Raw genomic sequence first — 17,219 nt, forward strand, 5'->3', positions numbered from 1 at the left:
TAGACGACCACCTTGTTCTTTGTGCTTCCGCAAACTCTGGGACGGCTCTTGAAAAAACTTGATGAAAGCCTGCTGATCGACATTCCCCCGTTCCGTCGACTGGATCGGGCGCAGATTCGCGAAATCCTAGATCTTGCGACCGCCAAGCGGTTTGACGCGGGCGTTGCGGTGTTTGAGGAAGGGTTCCCGGCGGATCGATTCTATCTGCTGCTGGATGGCCATGTCCGCGTTGTCCGCACGACCGAGGGCGGGGAGCAGATCATTGCGCTGCACATCACCAGCGGGCAGCTATTCGGTATCGCGCAGGCGCTGGGGCGGGATACCTATCCCGCGACGGCAATGGCGGCGGATGAATGCCTGACCCTTTCGTGGCCCAGCACGATCTGGTCCGATTTCATCGCTAAATACGATGGCTTCGCGACCGAGACCTACAAGACGGTCGGCGAGAGGGTCGGAGAGATGAACAACCGCATCGTTGAAATGGCGACCCAGCATGTCGAACAGCGGGTGGCGTGCGCCTTGCTTCGGATGATTAACCAGTCCGGCAAAAAGGAAGATCGCGGTATCCTGATCGATTTTCCCATCACGCGGCAGAATATCTCGGAAATGACGGGAACGACGCTGCATACGGTCAGCCGATTGCTCAGCGCGTGGGAAAAGCAGGGGATCGTTGAAAGCGGTCGCCGCCGGATCATGGTGACAGAGCCGCACCAGCTCGTCCTGCTGAGCGGCGCGCAGGCTTAAGACTCGGCCCCTTTGATTGCGGAATGAAGCGCGTCGCGGAAGGTATCTTCGGAAATCTCATGCTCCATGCAGGCCTCTTCGACCGTGTGAAACGGCGCGACAGAGCATCCAACGCACAACATCTTGAATTGCAGGAACACCGAAATCGTTTCCGGCCACGTGTCCATGATTTCAAAGACGGTAAGCGTATCGCTGACTGGTAACATATCTCTCATCACATCCTCTCCTCAGACCTGACCGTGCGGGTTGGCACGCGGTCTGCTCACCGTTCCGAGTTTGAGTCAGACTTTCCCGAAGTTCTTTGCGCTGCAACAAACTCCGCGCGGGTGCGGTCCGGTATGACGCTGGTGATAGCCACAACTATGCAGGATTCCCCATATGTCTGAGATCCTTACAAAGTCGCGGGCGCGGAATATCTTTTATGGAGGATCGCTGTTCTTCATAATCGTATTCGCCGTCCTCACCTTTCAAAGCCACCGTTACATCGTAAACACCTCAACCGCCGGTATGCCGTTGAGCGAAGAGGTCGTTCTGGGCAAGCATGTCTGGGAACGGCACAGCTGCATCAACTGCCATACGCTGCACGGCGAGGGTGCGTATTTCGCGCCGGAGCTTGGCAACGTCATGACCCGTTGGGGCGCGAATGACGATCCGGAACTGGCCTATGAAATTCTTGATGGATGGATGAAGGCTCAGCCGAGCGGCGTCGAAGGCCGGCGCCAGATGCCCTATTTCGAAATCACCGAAGAAGAGATGCGCGGGCTTGCTGAATTCCTGCGCTGGGCTGACCAAACCGACACCCAGAACTGGCCGCCAAACGACGCGGGTTAAGGAGAAACACCATGAAATATCAATCTCAGAAAGTGGCCCTCTGGTACTTCGCGGCTGCGATGGCCCTGTTCGGCATTCAGGTGGTCGGCGGGTTGCTGGCGGGGTGGATCTATGTCAGCCCCAACTTCCTGTCGGAACTTCTGCCGTTCAACATCGTCCGCATGATCCACACCAATGCGCTGATCGTCTGGCTGCTGCTTGGCTTTTTCGGCGCGGCCTATTTCCTTGTGCCGGAAGAGGCGGAGCGGGAAATCTATTCGGTCAAGCTTGCCTATCTGCAACTGATCATCCTGATCGTCGGAACGCTTGGCGCGGTCGGCAGCTACCTCGTCGGTATCCACGGCGGGCGGGAGTTTCTTGAGCAACCCCTGTGGGTTAAGTTCGGCATCCTCGTCGCCGCGCTGATCTTCCTGTTCAACATCTCAATGACAGCGCTCGCGGGCAAGAAAACCGCGATAACCAACATCCTGCTTTTGGGCCTGTGGTTGCTGTCGCTGCTGTGGATATTCGCGTTTATCAACCCGGACAACCTGTCGCTGGACAAGATGTATTGGTGGTTCGTTGTCCACCTGTGGGTCGAGGCGACCTGGGAACTGGTGATGGCGGCGATCCTTGCCTTCCTGCTGCTGAAGCTGACTGGCGTTGACCGCGAGGTTGTTGAAAAATGGCTTTACGTCATCGTCGCAACCGCGCTGTTTTCCGGCATTCTCGGCACCGGGCACCATTTCTACTGGATTGGCCTGCCGGGTTACTGGCAATGGTTGGGGTCGATCTTCTCGACCTTCGAGGTCATCCCCTTCTTCCTAATGATGAGCTTCGCGTTCGTCATGGTCTGGAAGGGCCGCCGCAACCACCCGAACAAGGCGGCGTTGCTGTGGTCGCTGGGGTCGTCGACCGTCGCGTTCTTCGGCGCTGGCGTCTGGGGGTTCCTGCACACTCTGCATGGGGTCAACTACTACAGTCACGGCACCCAGATCACCGCGGCGCACGGGCACCTGTCGTTCTACGGCGCATACGTCGCGCTGAACCTCGCGGTGTTCAGCTATGCGCTGCCGATCCTGCGCGGGCGAGACCCCTACAACCAGGTGCTGAACATGGGCAGCTTCTGGCTGATGACCGGCGGCATGGCGTTCATGACCTTCGTTCTGACCTTCGCAGGGACGATCCAGACCCACATGCAGCGGGTGATCGGCGACTACTACATGGATGTGCAGGATCAGCTTTCGATCTTCTACATCATGCGGTTCGGCGCTGGTGTTGCTGTCGTGCTCGGCGCGCTCGTGTTCCTTTACGCGATGGCTTTCCCCCGGAAGGAGATCGTGAAGCCGGGCGACCTTCCTCCGGTCCCTGAAGGAGAGAAAGCATGACAACCCAAAAGCACGATTTTGACGTGCCATTCTATCAGCCGGTTGCCGATGAATGTGCATTGTTCGAGACGGCCCATGAAAACGGTTTGCCCCTTCTTCTGAAGGGGCCGACCGGCTGCGGTAAGACGCGGTTCGTCGAACATATGGCGGCGCGTCTTGGGCGGCGGCTTTATACCGTCGCCTGCCATGACGATCTGTCGGCGGCGGACCTGATCGGGCGCTACCTGCTGCGCGGGGGCGAAACCGAATGGGTCGATGGCCCGCTGACCCGCGCGGTGCGTGAAGGCGCGATCTGCTATCTGGATGAGGTGGTTGAGGCTCGCAAGGACGTCACTGTCGTCCTGCACCCACTCACGGACAACCGCCGCACCCTGATGCTGGATCGCACGGGCGAGGAACTGATGGCGCCAAAGGGGTTCATGCTCGTGGCGAGCTACAACCCCGGCTACCAGAACATCCTGAAGCGGCTAAAGCCGTCGACCCGCCAGCGGTTCCTGTCGGTCACATTCGACTTTCCTGATGCGGCGACAGAAATCGCCGTGGTTGCCGAGGAAAGCGGGCTGGACGTTGCCCGCGTTAGGCCGTTGATCCGGTTGGCGGGCCACATCCGCGCGCTGTCCGGTATGGATCTGGAGGAGGGCGTGTCGACCCGTCTGCTGATCTACGCAGCCTCGCTGATCGCGGGGGGCATGGCGGTTGAAAAAGCACTGCAGGCCGCAGTGATTGAACCCCTGACGGATGAACCGGACGTGCAGGAGGCCCTGCGCGATCTCATCATGACGGTTTACGGTTAGGCTATGGCGCTCCACCCTCTCGACCTGATGGAGCCGGAAGAGACTGTCGGCAACCTTTGGCACGACTACGCCAGCGGGATCGGCGCGGATCAACGGTTCGACGATGAGGCTGTTACGCTAAGCGATGTCAGGCACAGCCTCGTCATGCTGTTCCGTGCCCTCGGCGGCGACGCCAGCGTTGAGATTGGTGAGGCGCCAGCGGTGCGCACCGATCATCGGCTGAGCGTGTCGCGCAAACTGGGCACGGCGCGCGAAACCCTGCAGGTGCCACGCTTTGACGGGGCGCGGTTGGGGTTGCCGCCGGTTATCGATGCCTTCCCCGACGCAGGCCTGAACCGCGCCGCCTATCGCTGGCTGACAGCGATGGGCGCGTTCGCGACGTGTCCGGCGCCGAATGACAATGCGGAACTGTTCGATTGGGCGCAAATCCGGGCGAACAGCGAAGCGGCAGATCAGGTCTTTGCCGCTTGCCCGGGATTGCGGGTAGCCTATCGCGCGATGTGCGATCACATCTTGCAAACCCGCCGCCGACCGATCCTGCCGCCGGCTGAGGCGAGAGTGGAAAACGCGATCCGCGAACAGCTATCAGGTGTCGAATGCGGACGCTGCCCAACCAAGGGCGCGGGCAGGGGCTACATGCCCTACGCGCCCGTGCCGATCTGGCTGTCCTTCGGGGTGCCCGAGGTGTCAGAAGATGCCCCGCGGGCAGAGGAAGATACCGCCCCGCCCCCCGCCGCCGCGACCACCAAACGCAAGCTCGCCACCCGCAAGAACCGGGATGAGGCAAACCGCCTCGACAGTTTTATCATCCACCGGTTCGAGGCGATCCTGAGCTGGGTCGAGAGCATGAACCTTAACCGCATGGTAGATGACGATGAGGATGAAAACGCCCAGAAGGCGGCGGACGATCAGGACAACATCACGCTTTCACGTCACGATAAAAAAGCAGCGACCCGTCTGCGGATGCACCTTGATCTGTCGCCGGAAGATGCAGACCACGAACGCATGTCGGGCGAATTCACTTACCCCGAATGGAACCACAAGAACCGCAGCTATATGCCAGATCACTGCCGTGTGCTGGAGGCCGAACAAGAGCAGGGCGATGAGGTATTCGCCCCCGACCCGCAGCTTGTGCGCCACGTCCGTCGGCAGTTCGAAGCGCTTCGCCCCCGCCGCATCCTACGCCCGCGCCAGATTGAGGGGTCAGAGCTTGACCTTGATGCGCTGATCACGGCGCGGGTCGATATGAAGGCGACTGGGGAATCGAGCGACCGGATCTATCAAAGTATGCGCTCTATCGACCGCGATCTGTCTGTCGCGTTTCTGCTCGATACCTCACGATCGACCGAGGCCGCTGTCGGTGACACCTGTGTCATCGACGTGGCGCGCCAAGCGCTCGCCGCGTTTGCAAGCGGGATTGAGGTCAGCGGTGATAGGTTGGGCATATGGGGATTTTCGTCCCTGAAGCGCGACCGGGTCTTCCTGTCCCGCTGCAAGGATTTTGATGCGCCGATTTCGCCCGAAGTCACGGCCCGCATCGGAAGCCTGACGCCCGGCCACTACACCCGTCTGGGCGCCGCGATCCGGCATGTCAGCGCGATGCTCGACAAGGAAACCGCCGCACGCAAACTGCTGATCGTGTTGACGGACGGCAAGCCCAACGACCTTGACCACTACGAGGGGGTGCACGGGATCGAAGACAGCCGCATGGCGGTGCGCGAGGCTCGTCAACTGGGCCAAACCGTGCATGGCATCGTGATCGACGAGGACGGGCAGGATTGGTTCGCCCGCATCTTCAACCGTGCCGGATTTTCGCTTTTGCCGGAACCAGCCCGCCTGACGCGGGCGCTTCCTGAAATCTACCGTTCCCTGACACAGGAGATTTGACCATGTCAGCCAGACTTATCGCAGCCCTTCTTGCCTTTACGCCGGGCGGAGCCTTTGCCGCCGGGTATGAACGCCCCATGCCGCAGCCACAAAGCGCGACGGCGGAGCTTTGGTTTCTGCTCGCATCGCTTGCGATGATCGGGGCGCTTTATCTTGTCCATCGGCTCGTGAATCGCCAATGAGACGGTCCGGCTGGTCCGTCGCGCGGATGACCGTGGTTCTTTACCCGTTCGGGGCGGGTGCGATGGCCGTAAACCTGTTCTTCCTCTCGCTGATCCTGTCATGGCTTGGTTGGCGGGTTCTACTGCCGACCGAAGCCATCATCGGTGGATTGATCCTCGGCGTGCCAGCAACGTGGGCCTTCGCCCGCCACATCCGTCGCCTGATGGACCGCGTCGATCAATCACAGGAGAGGGGCTGAACTTGCCCGCGGTTTGATCTGCCGCAAAGTCCGCGCCTGATCCGCCCGCTAAGCCTTGCGATATGGAACATATCGATCAGCTCAGAACACTCGGATTGTTTGACCAGCGCGTGCCGCGCTACACCAGCTATCCGACCGCCCCCGTCTTTTCGACCGACACCGGTTCAGCCTTCCAGGTGGAGTGCATTCGCGCCCTTGATCCGGCAGCGCCCGTGTCCGTCTATGTCCACATCCCGTTTTGCGAACGCCTTTGCTGGTTCTGCGCCTGCCGGACCCAAGGCACCCGGACGCTTAGCCCGGTTGAAAGCTACCTCGGCACGCTAGAGGCGGAGCTTACCTTGCTCGCCAAAACGCTGCCCGCTGGGATCAAGATGGGACGGCTGCACTGGGGCGGTGGCACCCCGACGATCCTTCCACCGCATATGATTAACCGGCTGGCGCAGGCGATCAAAGCCGCCATCCCGCCCGCCGAACGTTTTGAGTTCTCGGTCGAGATTGATCCCACGATGGTCGACGACGCCAAGATCGCCGCCCTTCAAGCCGAAGGCATGTCCCGCGCCAGCATCGGCATTCAGGATTTTTCCGAAGACGTGCAAGAAGCGATTGGCCGCGAGCAATCTTTCGAGGCGACAAAGCGATGCGTCGATGCGCTGCGCGCCGCTGGCATCACATCGCTGAACACCGATCTGGTCTATGGCCTGCCGCACCAAACGCTCGATAAAATCGCAGCATCGGTAGAGCGTGTCCTGACCCTCAACCCCGACCGTGTTGCCTTGTTCGGATACGCCCACGTGCCCCATATGGCAAAGCGCCAGAACCTGATAGACCAAGCGCATCTGCCCGGCGATCAACTGCGGTATCACCTGTTTCAAAAAGCGTCAGAGATGTTCGTCGGGGCCGGATACGCTGCCATCGGCATCGACCACTTCGCAAAGCCCGCCGACGCGTTGAGCCGCGCTAGCCAAGCAGGCACCCTCCGCCGAAACTTCCAGGGCTACACCGAAGACGATTGCAGCAGCCTGATCGGGTTGGGCGCCTCTTCGATCTCAAGCTATCCGCAAGGTTACGTGCAGAACGCTGCCGCGACCGGCGCCTATATGCAGCGGATCGAAGCGGGCACGCTCGCCGGATATCGTGGCCACCCGCTGTCGCAGGACGACGTGTTACATGCGCGGGCGATTGAGATGCTGATGTGCGATTTCGCGCTAGACCTAGACCAGTTGCAGCATGAATTCGGAGAAAATGCCGCGCAACTCGCCCCGACCCATGCCGAGGTAGCCCGCAAATTCGCACCGTTCATCACGCTGACCGATAGCGCCCTCGCGATCAAACCCGAAGGCCACCCCCTGACCCGCATCATCGCCAGCGCCTATGACGCCTACGCCCCGGCAGAGGCGCAGTATTCCAAGGCGTCCTAACCCGCGGCGCATCCCATCCCCGCACCGTCGGCGCATTTTTTCCGAAACCTGTCGTTTGAGCCTTGTTTCCCTCAGCCGCAATAGGATAGACCCACCGACGGAGACGTGGCCGAGTGGTCGAAGGCGCTCCCCTGCTAAGGGAGTAAACGGGAAACCGTTTCGAGGGTTCGAATCCCTTCGTCTCCGCCACAAGGCATCAGCGACGTGTCTGAAAGTGACCTTCCTACCCTATCGCATATGCCCGCATTTCGCTTCGATCGCGCCGAATAGTGGTCCGACGGTGTCGTAGAACTGTGCGGTGTTCATGTCTTGGGGCAGCAGGTCGGAGAGGCTGCTGGGATCAAGCTGCCATTTTATCGTGATTTCAAACCGTTCGGGCGACATCGCGGCTTGAAGTTTTTCCATCGAACATGGGCAGTTCGATACGGCGTTTGATCCGTCGGCCCATTCATGCTTTTCGGCCATTTGTGCGCATAGGCCGGCGTGATCGTTTGGGTCGAATTCATCCGCAAGGCTGACGGTTGCGGTTCCGATCAGAATTAGGGCCGCTGATGATAAGCGCATTGTCGCCCCCTGCCAGTTGATGCGTCTGCGGGGAACTTACCACGCGCATGCCTGAATGTCAGTGCGCCCGCACTCCGGCGAGTGTGTCACGAATAATCACCTCGGCGGTCAACTCCACCGGTTCAAGCATGGGTTGACCCTGAACCTGTTGCACCAGAACTTGCGCGGCGCGGCGGCCCATTTCGCGGTGGGGCACGTGAACAGTTGTGAGGGCCGGGAAAGCGACTTGGGCAAGTTCGATATCGTCGAAGCCAAGGATAGAGACATCGTCGGGCACTGCGATCTTCATGTCGCGCGCCCGCTGTAATGCGCCGACGGCGAGGACGTCGTTCCCGCAAAACACGGCGGTCGGCCTGATATTGGAACTCATCAGCGTTTCAAACGCGGTTGCACCGTTTTCGATGCTGTAGGGGGCTTCGATGATGCTCAGCGTTTCTGGTGATAGTCCGGCCTCGCGCATCGCGTGCTCAATGCCCCGTTGGCGGGCCTTGGCGCGGTCGTTGGAGGCCGTGTCGGCGGAGATAAGCGCCAGATCGCGATGCCCAAGGCTGATCACCCTAGCGGCCAGCGTTCGCATTGCTTCGCAGTTGTCAAAGCCGACCGAAGGGCGCGGCTGGTGCGGATCATAGGCCCAGGTTACGACGCACGGCACGCCCTGTGTTTCCAGAAAGCGATAAACATCGGGGTCTCGTTCGTGGCCGATCAGCAGCAGCGCCTCGGCGCCGCGGGCGACGAGCGATCTGATTTGTTCCTCTTCGACGTCAGGCCGATAGGACGAACTCGCGACAAGTAGGGTAAAGCCGTGAACGCGCAACTCTTCCTGAAAGGCTTGCAGGCCACGAGCAAAGACCGCGTTTTCCATCGTCGGGATGATTGCGCCGATGGTGTTGGTGCGCTTGGCCGCCATCGCCTTGGCGCCGAAGTTCGGCGAATACCCCAAAGCGCGGACCGCAGTCATCACCTTTTTGCGCGTCCGTTCCGCGACCTGATCTGGGAAATTCAAGCAGCGGGAAACCGTCGCCGTCGACACGCCAGCCTTCGCGGCCACGTCATGCAATGTTGGCGTCGGTCGTTGGGTTGTCATGCCTTTCCCCACAAATCCTCTTGCTTAACTAGCTGGATTCTCAGCCAAGACATAGGGCTGGAAGTGCGATTTATGTAAACGCTTGCATTTTTGCGATGTAAGCGCTTACATGAGATGTAGAATCAGCGTCCGAGAGGGAGTGAATGTGACATGCCGCTAATTGGGGCGATCATTCTGTTTGTGATTTTTGCGGCAAATGTGGGTCTGGGGTCGATGACCGGATCTGCGTTTCTCAGCGATATCAGCGAAATGCTGCTTCTGTTTGCCACTGCAATCCTGTTCGTCGTGGCGATCATAAAAAGGGAAGCTGCCGAAAAAAGATAACGCAGCGGAGCATTGTCCAGGGAGGACGACAAATTGGATAAAGACAACAAAGAACTGAAGTCTGCGGAACGCCGCAATTTTCTGAAACTGGCTGGGACCGGCAGTTTCACAGCGGCGCTTGTGGCCGGTGCAGCCGGAACACTTTGGTCAAGCGAGGCAACCGCCCAAACGGCCAACGAAGAGTCCGAGCGTGAAAGTGCGGCAGAGCATGTGATGACCGTCGCGACGGCCTATGTGCTTGGCGCGACGCGCAGCTACCCGATCATGCAGTTGGACCTGAAAGAGAACATTCAGAACGCAACCAACGGCAAGGTTTATGTGAAACTGGCGCCCGGCGGACAGCTTGGTGCAGGTGGCGCGCTGGCGCAGAAGGTGCAGACCGGCACGATCCAGGCCGCGCAGCATTCACTGTCGAACTTCGCACCGTTCGCGTCTGTCGTCGACCTGATCAACATGCCGTATCTTTGCGGTTCGAACCAGCGTTTCACCAACCTCGTCCACTCCGATGTCTGGGCGGCCGAGGTTGATCCCAAGATTGAGGCGGCGGGCTTCAAGGCTCTGTTCTACGTCAATATCGACCCGCGCGTTGTTGCGGTTCGGGCAGGCGGCGCGGGTCCGGTTCTGTCGCCATCCGATCTGTCGGGCGTCAAGTTCCGCGTGCCGGGTTCGGCCATGTTGCAGCAGTATTACCGGATGGTCGGCGCGAACCCGACGCCGGTTGCTTGGGGCGAAACGCCTTCTGCGATCAAGCAGGGCGTCGCCGATGCGCTTGACCCCGCTGTTGGGGCGCTGCACGTCTTTGGCTTCACCGACATCCTCAGCCACGTGACCTTCACTCAAGCCGTTCCGGACAGCCAAGTCTATTCGTGTAACCTTGAGTGGTTCAATTCGATGCCCGCCGACGTGCAGGACGGGATCATGGTCGCGTCGGAAATCACCCGCCACCAGAACCTTGCCAAAGTGCCGTCCGCGCGTAACTACGCGATGGCCGAACTACGCAAGGCGGGTGTTGAGTTCCACTCGCTCTCCGACGATCAACTGGGCGAATGGCAAGCCGCCGGGGGCTATCAGCTGCCCGAATGGGACAGCTTCAAGACGGAACTGGCAGGCTCGATGGAAGTCTTTGCCAAGCTTGAAGAAGCAGCAGGCACCCAAGGTCGCTACTACGTCCACGACGCCTGATCCAAATTTGACGAGCGCCTACCAGGCGCTCGTCACTCTTCCACTGACTTAGTTTGAATCGCGATCCGGGTCGCGCGGCACCCGCCGCTTTGGCGACGCGAAGGAGGCACCATGCATTTCCTGCGCATACTCAACCGAGACGCTGAACGGTGGGCCTTGCTGGTCTTCTACGTGATGCTTGTCTTGACCATGGCGGTCGAAGTGCTGCGACGCGAAATTTTCGCCTACTCCTCGATTTGGGGCGAAGAGATCGTGCGCTATTCCTTCATCTATCTGGCATGGATTGGCGCGGCCGCTGCGGTCAAGGAACGTGCGCATATCCGCATCGATGTCATCATGCACTACCTCGGGCCGCGGGCCAAAGCGCTGCTTTATATCTTTGGTGATCTGGTCATGTTCGGCGTCGCGCTGATCGCGCTTTACTGGTCGCTTGAGACTGTCCACGTGTCTTGGAAGTTCGGTTCGGTCAGTCACGGTTTACGCGTTTCGATGGTGTGGTTCCTGCTGGCGGTTCCGGTCGGCTTTTCGCTGATGATCATCCGCCTGATTCAGTCTTTCCTGCGCGATCTGCGCTCGCTTCGTGACGGCACGCCCGTCTACGAAGGCGATAAATTGTTCGATTGAGGGGATAAGAGATGCTTTGGAACACCCTTAATCAAACCGTCGAGCTCGGCTGGGATTTCTACCTACCGGTCATCATCTTCGTTGTTCTGTGTGCGCTTGCGGTGCCGGTCTGGGCCTCTATCGGTGTCGCGGCAATTACCATGCTGCTGATGTCGGGCGACCTGCCGTTGGCGTTGGTCGGGGAAAGTTTGTTTGACGGGATTGACGCCTTTGCCTTGACGGCTGTGCCGTTGTTTATCCTGACCGGCGACGTGTTGGTGCGCACCGGCTTGTCACGGAAATTTCTGGACGTGGCAGAGGCGCTGACACAGTTTGCAAAAGGCGGCTTCGGCTCTGCGACTGTGCTTGTCTGCGGCATGTTTGCAGCGATCTCCGGCTCTGACGCGGCTGGCGCCGCAGCCGTTGGCCGAATGACCATTGATCGGCTTGTCGAAAGCGGCTACCCGCGTCCCTATGCCTGTGCGTTGGTCGCGGCGGGGGCCTGCACCGGCATCCTGATCCCGCCGTCCATCGCCTATATCATTATCGGCTTGGTGCTCGGGATATCCGCATCGACGTTGTTCCTCGCGGCCCTTATTCCGGGCGTTGCGATCCTAACGGCGATCCTTGTGACGAACATCATCGTCAATCGCATCTATGGGTACGAGGGCGGTGGCAACATGTCCTTCGCCGAATGGGGCGGGCAGCTTGTCAAAGCGCTCAGCTCTGGTTGGTATGCGTTCATCGTGCCGGGTATCATCTTCTACGGCATCTTTTCTGGCCGCCTGACCCCGACCGAGGCTGGCGCGACCGCGGTGATCGTCACCATCATCATTGGCTTCATCCTCGGCACGCTGAAACTGTCCGATTTTCCGGCGATGCTGATCAGTTCGGCCAAGGTGAACGGGATCATCCTGCCGATCATCGCATTCTCTCTGCCACTGGCGCAGGCGCTGGCGATCATGGGTGTGCCGCAGGGCTTTGTTTATTCGATCACCACGCTGACCGACAACCCAATGATCCTGACGCTGATGATGATCGGTATCCTGATCGCGGCGGGTTGCGTGATGGAGACCACACCGAATATCGTGATCCTCGCTCCGATCCTGAAGCCTTTGGCCGACAACATCGGCATGAACGAAATTCAGTTCTGCATCATGATGATCACGGCGCTTGGCGTTGGCTTCATCACGCCGCCGCTTGGCCTCAACCTTTTCGTTGTGTCCGGCATCACGGGAGAGTCGATTCTGAAGATCGCCTGGCGCGCTGTGCCGTTCGTTTTCTTCATGCTGGTTGTCGTGTTGTTGATCGCATATGTTCCGGCAATTTCGACTACGATGCTCCCAGATATACTCAAATAGGATACTCAAATGGCGCGCGACTATCTTAAAAAGGCTACTCTCACCGCTCAATCCGGCGCCTCGGATGTCCATGAAGTTGTGCAGGAAATCCTGACAAACATCGAAGCAGGCGGCGATGCCGCAGCGATTGAATACGCGGCGAAGTTTGACAAGTATGATGGCAACATCATCCTCACGCCGGAAGAGATCGAGGCCGCGAGCGCCTTGGTGCCCGAGAAGCTGAAAGCCGACATCCAGTTTTCGCACGACAACGTTCGTCGGTTCGCCGAGGCGCAGAAGGAAACCGTTCGCAATATTGAATATGAGGTCGTGCCGGGCTTTGTCGCCGGGCAAAAGGCGATCCCGGTTGATGCGGCGGGCTGCTACGTTCCCGGCGGGCGTTACAGCCATATCGCGAGCGCGATCATGACGGTAACAACGGCAAAGGTCGCGGGGTGCAACCACATCACGGCAACATCGCCCCCGCATCCGGGCGTCGGGGTGGCCCCGGCAATCATCTATGCAGCGCATGTCTGCGGTGCCGATAAGATCATGGCGCTGGGTGGTGTGCAGGGTGTGGCGGCGATGACCTTTGGCCTGTTCGGACTTCCGAAGGCCAGCATCCTCGTCGGACCCGGTAACCAGTTCGTTGCCGAAGCCAAGCGGATTCTGTTTGGGCGCGTTGGCATCGATATGATCGCTGGCCCGACCGACAGCTTGATACTGGCGGACAAGACCGCCGATCCGCATATCGTCGCGACCGACCTCGTCAGTCAGGCGGAGCATGGCTATAACTCGCCCGTTTGGTTGGTCACGGATGATCGTGCCTTAGCCGAAGACGTGATGGGCCGCGTGCCCGGCTTGATCGATGATCTGCCTGAGTTGAACCGCGACAACGCCCGCGCCGCTTGGCGCGACTATGCCGAAGTCATCCTGTGTGCCGACCGCGAAGAAATGGCGGCAACCTCGGACGAATACGCACCGGAACATTTAACGGTTCAGGCTGCCGATCTTGAATGGTGGCTGGACCGGCTAAGCTGCTATGGCTCGCTGTTTCTTGGTGAAGAGACGACGGTGTCCTACGGCGACAAAGCCTCCGGCACGAACCACGTTCTGCCGACATCCCGCGCTGCGTCCTATACAGGTGGGCTGTCGATCCACAAATACATGAAAATCGTGACGTGGCAGCGGGCAACGCGCGACGGATCAAAACGAGTGGCCGAAGCGACCGCGCGGATTTCCCGCCTTGAAGGGATGGAGGGCCACGCCCGCGCGGCGGATGTGCGACTGGCCAAGTATTTCCCTGATGAAACCTTTGACCTGACAGCGGATGAGTAGCCCGGGCGATCTGTTTGACCTAAGCGGTCGTGTGGCCTGCGTGACTGGCGCGAGTGCGGGGCTGGGGCGTCGCGCGGCGGATGTTCTGATCGCCGCCGGGGCCAAAGTCGTCGGGGTCGCACGCCGGGAAGACGCGTTGAGGGGTTGGGCCGCTGAGACGGGCGCAAACGCCGCTGTCGTCGCTGCGGACCTGTCCCAGCGCGACCAGATTGGCCGTATTGCCGACGACGTGGCCAAGCTGTTTGGGCCGCCGGATATCGCCGTCCATGCCGCAGGGATCAACGCACGAGAGGGCGCCGACGATGTAACCGACGAAGGCTGGGACGTGACGATGAACCTAAACCTCGCCGCGCCGTTTTTCCTGAGCCAAGCGTTTGTTCCGGCGATGCGGACGAAAAACTGGGGCCGTATCGTCAACTTCGCGTCGCTTCAAACCACCCGCGCCTTTCCCGGTGGTGTCAGCTACGGCGCGTCCAAAGCGGGCATAGGCCAACTGACCCGCGCCATGGCAGAGGCGTGGTCGAAACACGGGATCACCGCAAACGCGCTTGGACCGGGGTTCTTTCCGACGGAACTGACCGGCCCGGTTTTCGCCGACCCCGAACGCGCCAATCGCAACGCGGCGCAGACCTGCGTCGGGCGCAATGGCGAGCTGGATGATATCGACGGCCCGCTTTTGTTCCTGTGCTCACAGGCATCGGCCTACGTGACCGGGCAAATCCTGATGGTTGACGGAGGGTTTACCGCGAAATGAAAGCGCTTGTTTACACCGGAGTCGAAACGCTCGCCTACCAGCAGGTGCCAAAGCCGCAGCCAGGGCCGGGCCAAAGCCTGATCCGAATAGAGGCGTCGGGCATTTGCGGCTCTGACATGCACGCCTATCTGGGGCACGACGAACGCCGCCCCGCCCCGTTGATCCTTGGACACGAGGCTGCTGGCATCGTCGTCGGTGGCGCGAGGGATGGGGAGCGTGTGACGATCAACCCGCTCGTCACTTGTGGGGAATGCCGCGCCTGCCGTGCCGGGCGAGATAACCTGTGCCCGGAGCGCAAGATCATCTCCATGCCGCCGGCCGAAGGTGCGTTTGCCGAACAAGTTGTCATGCGCGACGAAAACCTTATTCCGGTGCCGGATGATGTTCCGCTGTCAAAGGCGGCGTTGGCGGAACCCTTGGCCTGCGGCTGGCACGCGGTGCGGCTTGCGGGCGATGCGCTCGACATACCGTTGCAGCAGGCGCGGTGCCTTGTGATCGGTGGCGGGGCGATTGGCGTCGGCGCGGCGCTTGCGCTCCGCGCGTTCGGGGCGACGGATATTCATGTCGCAGAGCCGAACGAGATGCGCCGCGCAACGCTTCACCAGATCGAAGGGTTCGACGCCGTCGCACCCGGCACGATTGCTGAGGCGGATCTGGTCGTCGACGGTGTTGGCTATGCCGCGACCCGCGCCGATGCCTCTGCCATTGCGCGGCCCGGTGGCGTCATCGTCCATGTCGGGCTGGGCGAGGCGGCAGATGGCCTCGATATCCGGCGCATGACGTTGCAGGAGATTACGTTCATCGGCACCTACACCTACACCGCGCAGGATTTCCGCGACACGGCGCAGGCGATCTTTGACGGCAGCCTCGGCCCCCTTGACTGGACCGAAGCACGCCCGTTGAGTGATGGTGCGCAGGCGTTTTCCGATATCCGCGCCGGGAAGGTCGCCGCGCCCAAGATCATTCTGGAGCCGTGATGACAAGATCACTGACAACCCATCAACCAGCGAAGGTGCAGCATGTATAAAAACATCCTTATCCCGATGGCGCTTGACCACGGTATCGGCGAAGCCGCGCTTGCCATCGCCCGCACGCTTCTGGCCGAGGGCGGCCAAATCACCGCTTTGCACGTTTACGAAGCGCCGTCCGGCACGGCGAGCGCCTATCTTGACGATAAGGTCGTGCAGGAAGCCTATGAAAAGGCGAAGGCCAAGCTTGAGGAGCGTGCTAAAGATCAGCCGGACGTCACAGCGGCTATCGTCAAGGGGCATAGCGGGCGGGGCATCATCGACTTCGCCGTTAAAATAGACGCCGACTGCATCGTGCTTGGGTCACATAAACCGGGGCTGATCGATTATCTGCTCGGTTCGACCGCCGCCCGCGTCGTGCGCCACGCGCCTTGTGCGGTGCATGTCCTGCGCGAACCGGCTTGACGGATTTAAGGAACAACAAACACCCGCTGGGTCAATGCGACCGAGCGCCATAAGGAGAACTACGAACGTGTCCATCAGCACTAAAATCGTGGATGATTTCGTCGCCAATGACGTCGAATTTATAACCACAGTCCCGTGCAAGCAGCTTGCCGGCGTGATTGATGAGGTCGAGGCCCGACCCGAGATTCATCACATCCCGTCCAACAAGGAAGACGAAGGCATGGGCCTTTGCGCCGGGGCTTTCATGGGCGGCAAACGTCCGGCGATCATCATGCAAAACACGGCCATCGGGGTTACGGTGAACACGCTGGTCACGCTGACCCAGTTCTACCGGATGCCGCTGCCGATGCTGATCAGCTATCGCGGAGAGCTGCGCGAACCGGTCGCCTGTCAGGTGGAAATGGCGGTGCATACCAAGGCACTGCTGAACCAACTGCACATCCCGACCTATCACTTCCACAAGGAATCGGATGCGGACGAACTCGACGCGATCCTGAAATACACCTTCATGTGCAACAAGCCGGTCGCCATCCTGACCGACGCATCTTTCTGGGGAGGCTACGGAGACCAATGATACGTTCCGAAGTTCTGCGCGACATCGCGCCTGTCATTCGTGATCATCTGGTTGTCTGCAATATCGGCTTGCCCAGCCAGGAACTGCACATGATCGACGATCAGCCGACGAATTTCTACATGCTCGGGACGATGGGGCTTGCTTCGTCCATCGGGCTGGGGGTTGCGCTCGCGCAAGACAAGACCGTGATCTCTATCGATGGGGACGGGTCCGTTTTGACCAATTTCGGCACCCTGCCGACGATTGCGAACAACGTCGCTGACAATTTCATCCTGCTGATTATCGACAATGGCAGTTATGGTTCGACAGGCGATCAGCCGACATATGCGGGGAAAAAGACCTCTTTAACCGCGGTCGCTAAAGCGTGTGGCTGCGAAAACGTGGTGGAGTGTCAGGCCGAGGACACAGGCAAAGTGCTGCAGGCCGCCATCGACAGCAAGAAGATGACCGTGATCGTCTGCAAATGCGAAAGTGGCAATATCAAGCTGCCGGTGATCACCAAGGACCCCGTCGTTATCCGTGATCGGTTCATGAACGCCGTGGCAAGCTGACACGCTGAAC

At 59.9% G+C, this 17,219-nt stretch carries 21 protein-coding genes and 1 tRNA gene; 19 read left to right on the plus strand and 3 right to left on the minus strand.

The window, feature by feature from the left end; all coding sequences use genetic code 11:
* The first annotated feature begins 48 nt into the window (after nt 1-48).
* Nucleotides 49-744, plus strand: coding sequence for a Crp/Fnr family transcriptional regulator (locus ACEWPJ_RS02175; protein WP_416510548.1), 696 nt, complete (start codon nt 49-51; stop codon nt 742-744).
* Here ACEWPJ_RS02175 and ACEWPJ_RS02180 read toward each other — a convergent pair.
* Nucleotides 741-959 carry a DUF1858 domain-containing protein gene (locus tag ACEWPJ_RS02180; protein WP_416510550.1) on the minus strand — a complete coding sequence of 73 codons (219 nt, stop codon included), beginning with the start codon at nt 957-959 and terminating at the stop codon, nt 741-743. The two genes, ACEWPJ_RS02175 and ACEWPJ_RS02180, sit on opposite strands and share 4 nt — an antisense overlap.
* 163 nt (nt 960-1,122) lie before the next feature.
* Here ACEWPJ_RS02180 and ACEWPJ_RS02185 point away from each other — a divergent pair, with 163 nt between their 5' ends.
* From ACEWPJ_RS02185 to ACEWPJ_RS02220, 8 genes are all read left to right on the plus strand, one after another.
* On the plus strand, nt 1,123-1,575 hold the full coding sequence (locus ACEWPJ_RS02185; protein WP_416510551.1) for a c-type cytochrome: 453 nt from the start codon (nt 1,123-1,125) through the stop codon (nt 1,573-1,575).
* A gap of 11 nt (nt 1,576-1,586) precedes the next feature.
* Nucleotides 1,587-2,942, plus strand: a complete 1,356-nt coding sequence (locus ACEWPJ_RS02190) for a cbb3-type cytochrome c oxidase subunit I (protein WP_416510552.1) — start codon at nt 1,587-1,589, stop codon at nt 2,940-2,942.
* A complete protein-coding gene (locus ACEWPJ_RS02195; protein WP_416510554.1) occupies nt 2,939-3,736 on the plus strand; it encodes a CbbQ/NirQ/NorQ/GpvN family protein in 798 nt (265 codons plus the stop codon). Before ACEWPJ_RS02190 ends, ACEWPJ_RS02195 begins: the two co-directional genes overlap by 4 nt.
* A 3-nt stretch (nt 3,737-3,739) precedes the next feature.
* On the plus strand, nt 3,740-5,623 hold the full coding sequence (locus ACEWPJ_RS02200; RefSeq protein WP_416510555.1) for a nitric oxide reductase activation protein NorD: 1,884 nt from the start codon (nt 3,740-3,742) through the stop codon (nt 5,621-5,623).
* A 2-nt stretch (nt 5,624-5,625) separates the two neighbouring features.
* Entirely contained in the window at nt 5,626-5,805 is a 180-nt protein-coding gene (locus tag ACEWPJ_RS02205) for a hypothetical protein (RefSeq protein ID WP_416510557.1), read from the plus strand.
* Nucleotides 5,806-5,831: 26 nt separating this feature from the next.
* Nucleotides 5,832-6,044: an NnrT protein gene (locus ACEWPJ_RS02210; protein ID WP_416510558.1), complete on the plus strand. Its 213-nt coding sequence runs from the start codon at nt 5,832-5,834 to the stop codon at nt 6,042-6,044.
* A gap of 62 nt (nt 6,045-6,106) precedes the next feature.
* Nucleotides 6,107-7,462, plus strand: a complete 1,356-nt coding sequence (hemN, locus tag ACEWPJ_RS02215; RefSeq protein WP_416510560.1) for an oxygen-independent coproporphyrinogen III oxidase — start codon at nt 6,107-6,109, stop codon at nt 7,460-7,462.
* Nucleotides 7,463-7,561: 99 nt separating this feature from the next.
* Nucleotides 7,562-7,651 (plus strand) — tRNA-Ser (locus ACEWPJ_RS02220).
* A 39-nt stretch (nt 7,652-7,690) separates the two neighbouring features.
* Here ACEWPJ_RS02220 and ACEWPJ_RS02225 read toward each other — a convergent pair.
* Both ACEWPJ_RS02225 and ACEWPJ_RS02230 read right to left on the minus strand, forming a co-directional pair.
* A complete protein-coding gene (locus tag ACEWPJ_RS02225; protein ID WP_416510562.1) occupies nt 7,691-8,026 on the minus strand; it encodes a hypothetical protein in 336 nt (111 codons plus the stop codon).
* Nucleotides 8,027-8,084: 58 nt separating this feature from the next.
* Nucleotides 8,085-9,110, minus strand: coding sequence for a LacI family DNA-binding transcriptional regulator (locus ACEWPJ_RS02230; protein WP_416510563.1), 1,026 nt, complete (start codon nt 9,108-9,110; stop codon nt 8,085-8,087).
* 150 nt (nt 9,111-9,260) lie between these two features.
* Between ACEWPJ_RS02230 and ACEWPJ_RS02235 the strand changes: the two genes are divergently transcribed.
* The 10 genes from ACEWPJ_RS02235 (at nt 9,261) to comE (ending at nt 17,209) form a co-directional block, all read left to right on the plus strand.
* Nucleotides 9,261-9,434, plus strand: coding sequence for a hypothetical protein (locus ACEWPJ_RS02235; RefSeq protein WP_416510565.1), 174 nt, complete (start codon nt 9,261-9,263; stop codon nt 9,432-9,434).
* 33 nt (nt 9,435-9,467) lie between these two features.
* Nucleotides 9,468-10,616 (plus strand): TRAP transporter substrate-binding protein, encoded by a 1,149-nt coding sequence (locus ACEWPJ_RS02240; protein ID WP_416510566.1) that lies wholly within the window; start codon nt 9,468-9,470, stop codon nt 10,614-10,616.
* A 111-nt stretch (nt 10,617-10,727) separates the two neighbouring features.
* The gene (locus ACEWPJ_RS02245) at nt 10,728-11,240 is read left to right on the plus strand and encodes a TRAP transporter small permease (protein WP_416510567.1); all 513 of its coding nucleotides are present in this window, start codon (nt 10,728-10,730) and stop codon (nt 11,238-11,240) included.
* A gap of 11 nt (nt 11,241-11,251) precedes the next feature.
* Complete coding sequence (locus ACEWPJ_RS02250) at nt 11,252-12,580, plus strand: TRAP transporter large permease (RefSeq protein ID WP_416510569.1); 1,329 nt, start codon at nt 11,252-11,254, stop codon at nt 12,578-12,580.
* 9 nt (nt 12,581-12,589) lie between these two features.
* Nucleotides 12,590-13,897 carry a histidinol dehydrogenase gene (gene hisD / locus ACEWPJ_RS02255; RefSeq protein ID WP_416510571.1) on the plus strand — a complete coding sequence of 436 codons (1,308 nt, stop codon included), beginning with the start codon at nt 12,590-12,592 and terminating at the stop codon, nt 13,895-13,897.
* Entirely contained in the window at nt 13,890-14,651 is a 762-nt protein-coding gene (locus tag ACEWPJ_RS02260) for an SDR family NAD(P)-dependent oxidoreductase (protein ID WP_416510573.1), read from the plus strand. Before hisD ends, ACEWPJ_RS02260 begins: the two co-directional genes overlap by 8 nt.
* Nucleotides 14,648-15,628: a zinc-dependent alcohol dehydrogenase gene (locus ACEWPJ_RS02265; protein WP_416510575.1), complete on the plus strand. Its 981-nt coding sequence runs from the start codon at nt 14,648-14,650 to the stop codon at nt 15,626-15,628. Before ACEWPJ_RS02260 ends, ACEWPJ_RS02265 begins: the two co-directional genes overlap by 4 nt.
* A 42-nt stretch (nt 15,629-15,670) precedes the next feature.
* On the plus strand, nt 15,671-16,084 hold the full coding sequence (locus tag ACEWPJ_RS02270) for a universal stress protein (protein ID WP_416510577.1): 414 nt from the start codon (nt 15,671-15,673) through the stop codon (nt 16,082-16,084).
* 67 nt (nt 16,085-16,151) lie between these two features.
* On the plus strand, nt 16,152-16,658 hold the full coding sequence (locus tag ACEWPJ_RS02275; protein WP_416510579.1) for a thiamine pyrophosphate-binding protein: 507 nt from the start codon (nt 16,152-16,154) through the stop codon (nt 16,656-16,658).
* Entirely contained in the window at nt 16,655-17,209 is a 555-nt protein-coding gene (gene comE / locus ACEWPJ_RS02280) for a sulfopyruvate decarboxylase subunit beta (RefSeq protein WP_416510581.1), read from the plus strand. The genes ACEWPJ_RS02275 and comE overlap by 4 nt, the downstream gene beginning before the upstream one ends.
* Nucleotides 17,210-17,219: the final 10 nt, after the last annotated feature.

This window comes from Aliiroseovarius sp. YM-037 (genome assembly GCF_048060095.1).
Classification (GTDB): domain Bacteria; phylum Pseudomonadota; class Alphaproteobacteria; order Rhodobacterales; family Rhodobacteraceae; genus JBLUOA01.

Bases quoted from the DNA above. Each gene is read 5' to 3' on its own strand.
- ACEWPJ_RS02180 (WP_416510550.1), bottom strand. From the start codon at position 959: ATGAGAGATATGTTACCAGTCAGCGATACGCTTACCGTCTTTGAAATC.
- ACEWPJ_RS02185 (WP_416510551.1), top strand. From the start codon at position 1,123: ATGTCTGAGATCCTTACAAAGTCGCGGGCGCGGAATATCTTTTATGGA.
- ACEWPJ_RS02190 (WP_416510552.1), top strand. From the start codon at position 1,587: ATGAAATATCAATCTCAGAAAGTGGCCCTCTGGTACTTCGCGGCTGCG.
- ACEWPJ_RS02195 (WP_416510554.1), top strand. From the start codon at position 2,939: ATGACAACCCAAAAGCACGATTTTGACGTGCCATTCTATCAGCCGGTT.
- ACEWPJ_RS02200 (WP_416510555.1), top strand. From the start codon at position 3,740: ATGGCGCTCCACCCTCTCGACCTGATGGAGCCGGAAGAGACTGTCGGC.
- ACEWPJ_RS02205 (WP_416510557.1), top strand. From the start codon at position 5,626: ATGTCAGCCAGACTTATCGCAGCCCTTCTTGCCTTTACGCCGGGCGGA.
- ACEWPJ_RS02210 (WP_416510558.1), top strand. From the start codon at position 5,832: ATGACCGTGGTTCTTTACCCGTTCGGGGCGGGTGCGATGGCCGTAAAC.
- hemN (WP_416510560.1), top strand. From the start codon at position 6,107: ATGGAACATATCGATCAGCTCAGAACACTCGGATTGTTTGACCAGCGC.
- ACEWPJ_RS02225 (WP_416510562.1), bottom strand. From the start codon at position 8,026: ATGCGCTTATCATCAGCGGCCCTAATTCTGATCGGAACCGCAACCGTC.
- ACEWPJ_RS02230 (WP_416510563.1), bottom strand. From the start codon at position 9,110: ATGACAACCCAACGACCGACGCCAACATTGCATGACGTGGCCGCGAAG.
- ACEWPJ_RS02235 (WP_416510565.1), top strand. From the start codon at position 9,261: ATGCCGCTAATTGGGGCGATCATTCTGTTTGTGATTTTTGCGGCAAAT.
- ACEWPJ_RS02245 (WP_416510567.1), top strand. From the start codon at position 10,728: ATGCATTTCCTGCGCATACTCAACCGAGACGCTGAACGGTGGGCCTTG.
- ACEWPJ_RS02250 (WP_416510569.1), top strand. From the start codon at position 11,252: ATGCTTTGGAACACCCTTAATCAAACCGTCGAGCTCGGCTGGGATTTC.
- hisD (WP_416510571.1), top strand. From the start codon at position 12,590: ATGGCGCGCGACTATCTTAAAAAGGCTACTCTCACCGCTCAATCCGGC.
- ACEWPJ_RS02260 (WP_416510573.1), top strand. From the start codon at position 13,890: ATGAGTAGCCCGGGCGATCTGTTTGACCTAAGCGGTCGTGTGGCCTGC.
- ACEWPJ_RS02265 (WP_416510575.1), top strand. From the start codon at position 14,648: ATGAAAGCGCTTGTTTACACCGGAGTCGAAACGCTCGCCTACCAGCAG.
- ACEWPJ_RS02270 (WP_416510577.1), top strand. From the start codon at position 15,671: ATGTATAAAAACATCCTTATCCCGATGGCGCTTGACCACGGTATCGGC.
- comE (WP_416510581.1), top strand. From the start codon at position 16,655: ATGATACGTTCCGAAGTTCTGCGCGACATCGCGCCTGTCATTCGTGAT.